Origin of the sequence: Actinoplanes regularis, from assembly GCF_900188005.1 — a bacterium.
Classification (GTDB): Bacteria; Actinomycetota; Actinomycetes; order Mycobacteriales; family Micromonosporaceae; genus Actinoplanes; species Actinoplanes regularis.
On sequence record NZ_FZNR01000001.1, the window covers coordinates 723,153 to 735,046 of the forward strand.

Here is an 11,894-nt window from a genome sequence, read left to right on the forward strand (position 1 = left end):
AGACCGATCACCGAACACTGACCAACTGCGACACGGACCGCTGACCAACTGCGGCATGGAGTTGACGCGCCGGAGTCGCCACTGACCGGCCGCGCGCCGCTGATCGCCCCCCGTTCAACGCGCGGCCTGTTCCGGAACATCTCGAGAAAGGAGAGCTAGGGAACGATGAGTCCCGGTCGCCGGCCCGCGAGGTGAGCGCGGGCCGGCGAGCCGGGACGGGATTCAGCTGGCCGACGAGGTCTTCACCAGGGTGCGGATCTGGCGGAGCAGCACCGACAGCGCCGCCAGGTCGGCCGGTGATTCGTCGACGTCGCCCATGGCGTTGGACGCGCGGGCGATCGACGCCGCGTTGACCTGTTCCCACTGGGAGACCCGGTCCTCGGGGGCGGCCGACGCCGGCGTCGACTGCAGCACCTCTGCGGTCAGCGCGGCCAGCGCCGCGTACAGGTCGTAGCGGAGCGCCATCCGGGCCAGGGTCTGCCAACGATCGCCGCGCGGGAGGCGGGAGATGTGGGTCAGCAGCATGTCCACGCCGAAGCGCTCGGAGAGCACGAAGTAGACCTGGGCCACCTCGGTGACGTCCCGGTCGACGGCGCTCGCCGTCTCCAGGATGTCCAGCAGGCCGAAGCCGTAGAACACCCGGGACACCTGGTCGGCGAGGTGGTCCGGGACGCCCTTGCCCGCCAGGGTGGCCACCCGCTCCTCGAACGAGCGCCGTTCGGCGCCGACGATCACCGTCGAGAGCTGAGGCAGCAGGGTGGCGATGCCGAGGCGCAGCTTGGCGATCTCGCCGGCCACGTCGATCGGCGAGCGGCGGGTGCTGACCAACCAGCGGACCGCCCGGTCGAGCAACCGCCGGGTCTCCAGGAGGACCAGCGTCTGCGCGGAGGTCGGCACCTTGTTGTCCAGCGCCTCGGCGGCCGCCCAGATCTCGCCGAGGCGGTAGACGTCGCGGACCACGACGTACGCCCGGATGACGTCGGCGGCGGAGGCGCCGCTCTCCTCCATGGCCCGGAAGACGAACGACGTGCCGCCCCGGTTGACCACCTCGTTGACCAGCGAGGTCGAGATGATCTCGCGGCGCAGCCGGTGGCCGGCCATCCGGGCGGCGTACCGCTCGCGCAGCGGGCTCGGGAAGTACCGGTGCAGCACCTCGTCGGTCCAGGCCTCGTCGACCAGTTCGTCGGCGAGGACCTGACGCTCCAGGCTGATCTTGACGTACGCGAGCAGCACGGCGAACTCGGGCGCGCTCAGTCCCTCGCCGTTCTCGTACCGGATGGCCAGTTCCTTGTCGCCGGGCAGCGCCTCGAGCTCCCGGTTCAGCTCGCCGCGTTGCTCCAGCGAGTTCAGCATCCGCCGGTGCACCGGCAGCAGCGAGTGCGCCTGCGCCCGCGCGTTGCCCAGCGCCGTCGCCTGCGCGTAGTTGTCCCGCAGCACCAGCGCACCGACCTCGTCGGTCATCGCGGCCAGCAGTTCGTCCCGCTCGGGCAGCGACAGCTCGCCGTCCGCCACCGCGCCGCCGAGCAGGATCTTGATGTTGACCTCGTGGTCGGAGCAGTCCACCCCGGCCGAGTTGTCGATGAAGTCGGTGAAGACCCGGCCGCCGGCGCGGGCGAACTCGATCCGCCCGCGCTGGGTCAGACCCAGGTTGCCGCCCTCGCCGACGACCTTGACCCGCAGCTCGGCCCCGTTCACCCGGATCGAGTCGTTGCCCTTGTCACCGACGTCGGCGTGCGACTCGGAGGCGGCCTTCACGTACGTTCCGATGCCGCCGTTGAACAGCAGGTCGACCGGCGCCTTGAGGATCGCCCGCATCAGTTCGCCGGGGCTGATGGCGCTCGTCTCGACGGCGAGGCCGAGAGCCGCCCGGATCTCCGGGCTGACCGGGATCGACTTGGCGCTTCGCGGGTATACCCCGCCGCCCTTGCTGATCAGGGACGGGTCGTAGTCCGCCCAGGACGACCGCGGCAGCTCGAAGAGGCGGTGGCGCTCCGCATAGGACGCGGCGGCGTCCGGCGTGGGGTCCAGGAAGATGTGCCGGTGGTCGAACGCCGCCACCAGCCGGATGTGCTGGGAGAGCAGCATGCCGTTGCCGAAGACGTCGCCGGACATGTCGCCGACGCCGACCACCGTGAACTCCTCGCTCTGGGTGTCCTTGCCCAGGTCGCGGAAGTGCTTCTTGACCGATTCCCAGGCGCCCCGAGCGGTGATCCCCATCTTCTTGTGGTCGTAACCGGCGGAGCCACCGCTGGCGAACGCGTCGCCGAGCCAGAACTCCTTCCGGACCGAGATCTCGTTGGCGATGTCGCTGAACGTCGCGGTGCCCTTGTCCGCGGCGACCACCAGGTACGGGTCGTCGCCGTCGTGCCGCACCACGTCCCGCGGCGGCACGATCTTGCCGCTCTGGATGTTGTCGGTGACGTCCATCAGCGCGGTGACGAAGCGCTTGTAGCACTCCACCGCCTCGTCCCGGTCGCCCGGCTTCTGCTTGAGCACGAAGCCGCCCTTGGCGCCCACCGGCACGATCACCGAGTTCTTCACCATCTGCGCCTTGACCAGGCCGAGCACCTCGGTCCGGAAGTCCTCGCGCCGGTCCGACCAGCGCAGGCCACCCCGGGCGACGGCACCGAAGCGCAGGTGCACGCCCTCGAAGCGGGGCGAGTAGACGAAGATCTCGTACTTCGGGCGGGGCTGCGGGAGGTCCGGGATGGCTTCCGGGTTCAGCTTGAAGGCGACGTACGACTTCGGCCGCCCGTCCGCCCCCCGCTGGAAGAAGCTGGTCCGCAGGGTCGCCTCGATCAGCGTCAGGTAGGAGCGCAGGATCCGGTCCTGGTCCAGGCTCTCCACCTGGTCGAGCAGCTCGGTGATCCGGCCGGCCACCTCGGCGGAACGCCGGCCGCGTTCGGTTTCGCCGATCTGCAGCGCCGGCGAGAAGCGGGCCTCGAAGAGCTTCACCAGCAGCCGGGCGATCTCCGGGTACTCGATGAACGTCGACTCGACGTACCGCTGGGAGAAGACGGTGCCGGCCTGGCGGAGGTACTTCGCGTACGCCCGCAGCACCACGACCTGCCGCCAGGTGAGCCCGGCCCGCAGCACCAGCTCGTTGAACCCGTCCACCTCGGCCTCGCCCCGCCAGGTGCTCGCGAACGCGTTCTCCACCTGCGGCCGGACCTCGGCCAGCTCGCGGTGCACCTTGGGCGGCGTCAGGCCGAAGTCGTACAGGTAGATCAGTCCGTCTTCGCGCCGGATCTCGTACGGCCGCTCGTCGCTGACCTGCACGCCGAGCGAGTGCAGCACCGGCAGCACCGCGGAGAGCATCATCGGCTCGCCGAACCGGTAGACCTTGAACCGGATGTCGTGCTCGTCCGGCTCCGGTGCCCCGCCCGCGCCGAGTTTGCGCCGCCGGTACAGGTGCATCTCCAGCTGGCCGGGCTCTTCGAGCAGCTCCAGCTTGGCCAGGTCCTGCATCCCCTCGTACGGGGTGTGGCCGTTCTTGTAGCTCTCCGGGTAGGCGTGCGCGTACCGGCTGAACAGCTCCTTGGCCGGCTCGTCGCCCAGCTTGCGCTCCAGCACCAGGCTGAAGTCGTCGTCCCACATCCGGGTGGCGTCGGCGAGCAGTTCGGCCAGCGCGTTCGGGTCGAGCGGCCCGGGCGGCGCGGTCGGGTCGGTGCGCACGATGAAGTGCACCCGCGCCAGCATCCGCTCGGTCACCCGGGTGGTGTAGTCGACGCCGACGCCGTTCAGCTCGCGCAGCAGGATCTCCTGCATGCGCAGCCGGTTGCCGGTGGTGAACCTGTCCCGGGGCAGGTAGATCAGGCAGGAGATGAAGCGGCCGTACCCGTCCCGGCGCAGGAACAGGCGCAGCTGCCGGCGGCCGGCCATCCGCAGGACGCCGATCACCGCCTCGTACAGGTCATCGGTCTTGATCTGGAAGAGCTCGTCGCGCGGGTACGTCTCCAGGATCTGCAGCAGGTCCTTGCCGGAGTGCCCGCGCGGCGACAGACCGGAGCGGTCCATCACCTCGGTGACCTTGCGCTTGACCACGGGCAGTTCCCGGACGCTGGTCCGGTAGGCGGAGCTGGAGAAGAGGCCGAGGAAGCGCTTCTCGCCGACCACGTTGCCGTCGTTGTCGAAGACCTTGACGCTGATGTAGTCCAGGTAGGCGGAGCGGTGCACGGTGGCCCGCGAGTTCGCCTTGGTGATCACCAGCAGCCGCTTCTCCATGGCCCGCTGGTACGCCTCTGGCGCCATGGTGTCGAGCCGCCGGGGCTTGCTGTCGCCGCGCAGGATGCCCAGCCCGGTGCCGTGCACCGAGTGCAGGACGCCGTCGCGGTCCAGCCGGTACTCGCGGTAGCCCAGGAACGTGAAGTGATCGTTCGCGAGCCACTTGAGCAGCTCGATCGAGTCGGTGACGTCCTTCTCCGGTACCGGCAGCTTGCGGTCCGACCCGCGTGCGGCGGCGAGTTCGTCGGAGATGACCACGGCCCGCTGGCGCATCCGCGGCCAGTCCTCGACCGCGTCACGCACGTCGGTGAGCACCCGGCGGACCTCGTTGAGCAGCTGCTCACGGACGTCGGCGCGGCGGACCGGGTCGATCTCGATCCGGATCCAGCTCTCCACCAGGTCACCCTCGATGGCGTCGTCCGGCTCGACCTCCGCCTCCAGCTCGCTGAGCGCGCCGAGCGGCTCGCGGCGCACCACGATCAGCGGGTGCACCATCAGGTAGACCTGCAGGTTGTGCGCGGTCAGCAGCGCTATCACCGAGTCGACCAGGAACGGCATGTCGTCGGTGACGATCTGCAGCACGCTGTGCCCCTGCGAGCCACGCGGCTCGGTGAGGGTCAGCTTCAGCTCGCCGGGCAGCCGGTTGCGGGCCAGTTCACGATGCTCGACGGCGGCCGTGAACATCTCCTCCGGGGTGTACCCGACCAGCTCCTCGTCGGGTGCGAACCGCCAGAAGCGGTCGACCAGCGACGCGGTGGTGTGATCTTCGCCGGCCCGCTCCACCGCCAGAGCGACCAGCCGCTCGGCGTTCGGGAGTGGCTCATCGAGCTCTCCGGAGTCGGTGGACGCACCGAGCCGCCCGGTGAGGGCAAGCCCGGGACCGGGTCCCGGCGAATCGGGCACGGTCTGATCAGAATCGGTCGCTGCCTCGTCTGTGACAGGCATGGTCCGGCGCTCCCCTCACCCACGGCACTGTGGGTTCGAACGTGTCGGGCACAGCCTAGAACGAGCGGGCTCGGGGCCTTCACACCCAGGGTGTGCCAGCCCGACAGATGGGCTGATATGCGAGGTTTCGCATAGCGCGGGGCGGCGTTGACGCCCCTCCGACGGCTACCGTGCGATCAGCCAGCGAGACCGACACACAGGGGGAAACCTCATGCGCCGACCCATCATCGGATTGACGACCCTGCTTGTGCTGGTCACGGGCGGGCTGGCCGGCTGCTCCGGGGAGGAGTCGCAGGACACCGTCGTGGCGTTCCTCAACGGCTGGAAGAGCGGCGACCTTAGCAAAGTGGGCTTCGTCACGGCCGATGGCGGCAAGATCTCCTCCGCCGACGTGCTGACCGGGATCAAGGACTTCTACGGCGATCTCAAGGACCAGCCGCTCGCCGTCTCGGTGGCCGGCGACCCGAAGACCACCGGAGACATCGCCACCACCCCGATCGACCTGAAGTGGACCCTTCCGGGGAACGTGAAATGGGAATACAAGTCCAGCGTCCAGATGACCAAGCGCAGCGGCGACGGCTGGCAGGTGATCTGGGAACCCGCCGTGCTCCATCCCACGCTGGAGCGCGGCGAGAAGTTCCGGCTGCGCCGGGTCGCCGCGGAGCGGGGCACGATCCTGGACGCGAGCGGCAAGGCCCTGATCGGCCCGCAGAAGGTGGTCACCATCGGGGTCAGCCCCGAGAAGATCAAGGATCTGAAGTCGCTGAGCGGGTCCCTGACCGCGGCGTTCAAGAAGGTCAGCGTCGACGTCGACGTCGCCGGCCTCAAGGAGCGGGTCGGCAAGGCCGACCCGGGCGCGTTCCTCGAGCTGGTCACCCTGCGCCGGGCCGACTACGACAAGATCAGGGATGCGGTACGGCCACTGCCCGGCACCGTCTTCCGGGAGGAGACCCGGCAGCTCGCCCCCACCCGCGTGTTCGCGCGCGCACTGCTCGGCACCGTGGATCCGGCCACCAAGGAGGACCTGGACAAGCGGCCCGAGGAGCTGACCGCCGGCGACCAGGTCGGGCACGGCGGTCTCCAGGGCAAGTACGATCCGGTGCTGCGCGGCACCCCCGGCCTCTCCGTGGTCGTCTCCGCCGAGGCCGCCGACGAATCGGTGCAGGACGAGCCGGTCTTCACCGCGAAGCCGGTGGCCGGCAAGAACATCAAGATCACCCTGGACACCGCCACCCAGAACGCGGCCGACCAGGCGCTCGTCGCGGAGAAGCAGCCCAGCTCGATGGTGGCGCTGCGGATCAGCGACGGCGCGGTGCTGGCGGTGGCGAACGGTCCCGACGCGGGCGGGGTGAACACCGCGCTGACCGGGCAGGTGCCGCCCGGCTCGACCTACAAGATGGTTTCCGCGTACGGGCTGCTGGCCTCGGCGAAGGTCACCGCCGACAGCACGGTGAACTGCCCGAAGACGGTGACGGTGGACGGCCGTACCTTCAAGAACTCACACGACGAGGAGCTCGGCAAGGTGCCGTTCCACGTCGACTTCGCCAAGTCGTGCAACACCGCCTTCGCCGGGCTGGCGCCGAAGCTGGGCGCGGAGGGGCTGGCGTCCGCGTCGAGCGCCCTGGGCATCGGCGGGGGCTGGAACATCGGCATCGACGCGTACACCGGCAAGGTCTCCGACGGCGCGACCGGGCCCGAGCTGGCGGCCGCCACCTTCGGCCAGGGCAGCACCGCGGTCAGCCCGATCTCGATGGCGGCCGCCACCGCGGCGGTGGCGAAGGGCGGTTTCCAACCGCCCAAGCTGGTGCTGGACCCGGCGCCGGCCGCGGCCGGTCCGACCACGGCGCTGGACCCGAACGCGGTGACCGCGCTGCGGTCGATGATGCGCGAGGTGGTCACCGGCGGCACCGGCACGGCGCTGAAGAGCGTCCCGGGCAAGCCGGTGTACGGCAAGACCGGCACCGCCGAGTTCGCGGAGGGCTCGGACGCGACGCACTCCTGGTTCATCGGCTACCAGGGCGACGTGGCCTTCGCGGTGATGGTGCAGAAGGGCGGCGCGGGCGCCGAGGCCGCGGTCCCGATCGTCAAGCGCTTCCTCACCACCCTGAACAGGTGACGAAGACGCACTGAGCAACTGACGCAACCGCGCTGAGCGACTGACAGGGATCGTGCTGAGCAAGCGACAGGGATCGTGCTGAGCAAGTGACGGGCTGTCGCCTGACGACCCGCTCGACTGTCGTCAGGCGACGCCCGGCGGAATCGCCGGGCCGGACCCGAACGTGCTCGTGGTGAAGGCACCGGCCGCCGGCGGGTCGGCGGGCGGCCGTGGACGCAGCATCCCGGGCCGGGTGGCCGGCAACGGATCGGAGTCGAGCATCGGCGCGGAGCCCAGCGGCCGGGTCAGCAGCCGCACCTCAGGAACCGCCGGCGCGACTCGAGCCGACTGACCGCCGTCCGCGTCGGACCGGGCCTCTTCGTCGCCGGCCTCCTCGTCGCCGCTCTCTTCGTCCCCGCTCTCCTGGTCGCCGCTCTCTTCGTCCCCGCTCTCCTGGTCCCCGCTCTCCTCGTCCCCGCTCTCCTGCTCGGGCGCCAGATCGTCGATGGCCAGGACCGGCTCCGGCTCCGCGCCGACCTCGCCCGTACCGCTCGAATCGGGTTCCGCGGACGCGGCGACCTCGGGATCCAGAACACCGGTCACGTCGGCGGCGTCCGGCTCCGGGATGTCAGCCGAGACCTCGGACGTGGTCGCGACGACAACAGGCACCTCGGGCGTGGTCGCGACGACAAGAGGCCCCTTGGGCGTGGTCGCGACGACAACAGGCATCTCGGGCGCGGCAGAGGCGGCCGCCGGGGCGACAGGCTCGGCGACCTCCCTCGCCGCGCGGGATTCCGCGACGGCGGCCCCGGTCTTCGGCGGCGTGGCCAGGTCACGACGGGCGGCGATCAGGTCGGGCCGGGCGGTGACCGACCGGACCGGCGCCAGCCCGCTCACCACCGCCGAGGTGATCTCCGCCGCGTACCGCCCGTCCGGGTCGTAGTCCGGGTCGAAGACGGTGATCTCCACGCCGAGGCAGTGCGGTGACTCCACCAGACCGGTGAGCAGCAGCTCCAGCTCGGGAAAGGCGATGCCACCCGGATCGGGCGCGTCCACGGCCGGCATCACCGCCGGATCGAGGACGTCGACGTCGACGTGCACCCAGTAACCCGCGCAGTCGACCAGTTGGTCGCGGGCCCACTGCGCGCTGCGGGCCGCGCCCTCGGCCCGCAGGATCGGGACCGGGCGGGTGACGATCCCGGCGGCCTGCAGGTCGAGGCGGTACTCGTCCTGGGCACGGATGCCGAGGACCACCACGTCGATGTCCCGGAAGTACGGCCGGCGGCTCTCGATCGCCGCCAGGTTCGCCTGCCCGCGACCGGTGACCAGGGCCAGGTCCTCACCGGCGGCCGCACCGACGTAGGACGCGTTCCCGGGGTGCCGGAAGTCCGAGTGGCCGTCCACGAAGACCAGCCCGATCCGGCCGCCGACCGCCTCGCCGAGCCGGTGCATGGCCAGCCCCGAGCCGATCAGGATCGAGCAGTCCCCACCGAGCACGACCGGGAACTCTCCACCGTCGATGATCGCGCCGATCCGGTCGGCCAGCGCCCGCGAGTACGCCGCGATCTCCGCCGCGTGTGCCACGCCGTCGCCGGGCCGCCAGTCGCCCGGGTCGTACCGGGGCGGGGTGAGGCATCCGGCGTCCCGGGCGGCGAGCCGGGTCAGCAGGCCGTGGTCGCGGAGGGCGCCGGGCGCCTTGGCGCAGCCCGGCACCGACGTCGCGGTCGGCGGGCGCAGGCCGAGATTGGACGGCGCGTCCAGAACCGCGATGCGTCGCACGACGCCCTCCCGCTCTTCTCGAGACTGTCGGATCTAGAAAAGTGCGCTGGCCAGTGCGCGCCGCGCGGCGGCCACCGCCGGATCGTCCGGCCCGGCCATGGCGAAGAGCGACAGCAGGTGCTTGCGCACCGCGTCACGATCCTCTGCGCTGCTCCGCTTGACCAGCGCGACCAGCCGGGCGTACGCCTCCGCGGCCTGCCCGTTGAGCACCTCGAGGTCGGCGGCGAGCCGGTGCGCCTCGAGGTCGGTGGGGTCCGCGTCGGCGCGGGCCAGCACCGCCGCCGCGTCCTGTCCGTTGATCCGCCGGTACAGCTCGACCTGGGCCAGGCCGGCCTCAGCAGCCGCGTCGGTCGGCGACTCCGCCAGGATCTTCCGGTACGCCGCCTCGGCCGCGTCCAGGTCACCGACCATCAGCGCGTCGTCGGCCGCGTCCAGTCGCGGGTCCTCCGGTGCGGCCGCGCCGGTGGACGCCCCGGCGGCCTTGAGCACCGCGTCGATGTACTGCTTGACCTGGACTTCCGGCAGCACGCCGTTGAAGCCCTCGACCGGCTGGCCCTGGATCACCGCGAGCACCATCGGGATGCCCTGCACCCGGAACGCCTGGGCGAGCCGCGGGTTGGCGTCCACGTCGACCTTGCCCAGCACCCACGCGCCCTGACCTTCGACGGCCAGCTTCTCCAGGACCGGGGAGAGCTGCTTGCACGGCCCGCACCAGTCGGCCCAGAAGTCGAGGATCACCGGCGTGGTGAGCGATCGCTCCAGCACGGTGCTCTCGAAATTGGCCTCGGTGACATCGACGATCGTCTCCGGGGCGAGGCCCGGCAGGGTGCCGGGCACCGTGGCCGCCGACGCACCGCCAGTAGCGGCGGGACGGCTCGGCGCGGCCGGCTTCGCCGGGGCCGGGGTACGCAGCGCGCTGAGATCGACCGCGCCGCGGGTGAAGATCGACGGAGTGGTCCGTGGGTCGCTCATGGTTACTTAGTCTCGCACGCTGTCCGGCCTGTTCGCGCCGCCGCCGGGCGGGCGATATCGGACGTCACAGCCCTCCTGCCCCGCCTGTCCCGACCGGTCGCATTCCGGCATGGATTCCGGGCGTGCGGCACGCCCGGAATCCATCCCTGGAAGCTCAGAAGCGGGCCGGCTCCCGGTAGACGCCCCACTCGCCCCGCAACGCGTCGCAGATCTCGCCGAGGGTCGCCTCGGCGCGAGCCGCCTCCAGCATCGCCGGGATCATGTTCTCCCGCGTCCGGGAGACCGCGACGAGCTCCTCCAGGGCGGCCTTCACCCGGACCGGGTCGCGCTCCTGCCGGCGTGCGCCCAGCATGCGCCGCTGCTCCACCTCGACCTCGTGGGAGACCCGGAGGATCTCCAGCTCCTTGGCGACGGTGCCGGTGTGCGCGTTGACCCCGACGATCCGCTTCGCGTTCTTCTCCAGGGCCTGCTGGTAGGTGAAGGCGGCCTCGGCGATGTGCGCGGTGAACCAGCCGTCCTCGATGCCGCGCAGGATGCCGGCGGTGATGCTGCCGTCGTGGCCGAGCTCGCGGATCCGGGCGAAGATCTCCTCGGCCTCCGCCTCGATCCGGTCGGTGAGCGCCTCCACGTACCACGAGCCGCCGAGCGGGTCGGCCACGTTGACCACCCCGGTCTCCTCCATCAGCACCTGCTGGGTACGCAGGGCGATCTCCGCGGACTCGTCGGTGGGCAGGGCGAGCGTCTCGTCGAGGGCGTTGGTGTGCAGCGAGTTGGTGCCGCCGAGGACCGCGGCGAGCGCCTCGACCGCGGTGCGCACCACGTTGTTGACCGGCTGCTGGGCGGTGAGCGAGACCCCCGCGGTCTGCGTGTGGAACTTCAGCCAGAGCGCCTTCTCGCTGGTCGCGCCGTACTCGTCGCGCAGGTGCCGGGCCCAGATGCGGCGGGCGGCGCGGAACTTGGCGATCTCCTCGAAGAAGTCGAGGTGCGAGTCGAAGAAGAAGCTCAGCCCGGGGGCGAACTGGTTGACGTCCAGCCCCCGGGAGAGCCCGAGCTCGACGTACCCGAAGCCGTCGGCCAGCGTGTAGGCCAGCTCCTGCGCGGCGGTCGCCCCGGCCTCCCGGATGTGGTAGCCGCTGACCGACAGCGGCTTGTACTTCGGGATCTCCGCGGCGCAGTACTCCATCAGGTCGCCGATCAGACGCAGGTGCGGCTCCGGCTCGAAGAGCCACTCCTTCTGCGCGATGTACTCCTTGAAGATGTCGGTCTGCAACGTGCCGTCGAGCTTGCTGAGGTCGGCGCCCTGCCGCTCGGCGGCCACCAGGTACATGCAGAAGACCGGGACGGCCGGGCCCGAGATGGTCATGCTGGTCGTGACGTCCTGCAGCGGGATGCCCTCGAACAGCACGTCCATGTCGGCCGCCGAGTCGATCGCCACCCCGCAGTGGCCGACCTCGCCGAGCGACTGCGCGTCGTCGGAGTCCCGGCCCATCAGCGTCGGCATGTCGAACGCCACGCTGAGCCCGCCGCCGCCGGCGGCCAGGATCATCTTGTACCGCTCGTTGGTCTGCCGCGCGTTGCCGAACCCGGCGAACTGCCGGATCGTCCAGGTCCGCCCGCGGTATCCGGTCGGATAGAGACCGCGGGTGTACGGGAACTCGCCCGGCCAGCCGATCCGCTCGAAGTCGGGGTACGGCGTCCCGGGCGGTGGGCCGTAGACCGGCTCCACCTGGTTACCGGAGAGCGTGGTGAAGTCGGCGTCCCGCTTGCGGGCCGCGTCATAGCGGCGTTGCCAGCGCTCCCGCCCGGCGTCGATCTCGGCTGCGTCCATGCGAGCCATCCTAGAGCCAAACTGAACGATTATTAAGGGAGGATCCGGCCG

The 11,894-nt window shown here is 70.8% G+C and carries 4 protein-coding genes and 1 pseudogene; 1 reads left to right on the plus strand and 4 read right to left on the minus strand.

The window, feature by feature from the left end; all coding sequences use genetic code 11:
- Window positions 1-222 precede the first annotated feature (222 nt).
- Complete coding sequence (locus CHC09_RS03040) at window positions 223-5,169, minus strand: NAD-glutamate dehydrogenase (RefSeq protein ID WP_089291367.1); 4,947 nt, start codon at window positions 5,167-5,169, stop codon at window positions 223-225.
- Window positions 5,170-5,380: 211 nt separating this feature from the next.
- Here CHC09_RS03040 and CHC09_RS03045 point away from each other — a divergent pair, with 211 nt between their 5' ends.
- A complete protein-coding gene (locus CHC09_RS03045; RefSeq protein ID WP_089291368.1) occupies window positions 5,381-7,285 on the plus strand; it encodes a penicillin-binding transpeptidase domain-containing protein in 1,905 nt (634 codons plus the stop codon).
- Between the two features lie 842 nt (window positions 7,286-8,127).
- Here CHC09_RS03045 and CHC09_RS47380 read toward each other — a convergent pair.
- The 3 genes and pseudogenes from CHC09_RS47380 to icmA all read right to left on the minus strand — a co-directional run.
- A pseudogene (locus tag CHC09_RS47380) lies at window positions 8,128-9,076 on the minus strand (arginase family protein); the annotation flags it as partial.
- Window positions 9,077-10,015, minus strand: a complete 939-nt coding sequence (locus CHC09_RS03055; RefSeq protein ID WP_089291370.1) for a tetratricopeptide repeat protein — start codon at window positions 10,013-10,015, stop codon at window positions 9,077-9,079.
- Window positions 10,016-10,169: 154 nt separating this feature from the next.
- Window positions 10,170-11,843: a coenzyme B12-dependent isobutyryl-CoA mutase large subunit gene (icmA, locus tag CHC09_RS03060; RefSeq protein ID WP_089291371.1), complete on the minus strand. Its 1,674-nt coding sequence runs from the start codon at window positions 11,841-11,843 to the stop codon at window positions 10,170-10,172.
- Between the last annotated feature and the right edge of the window lie 51 nt (window positions 11,844-11,894).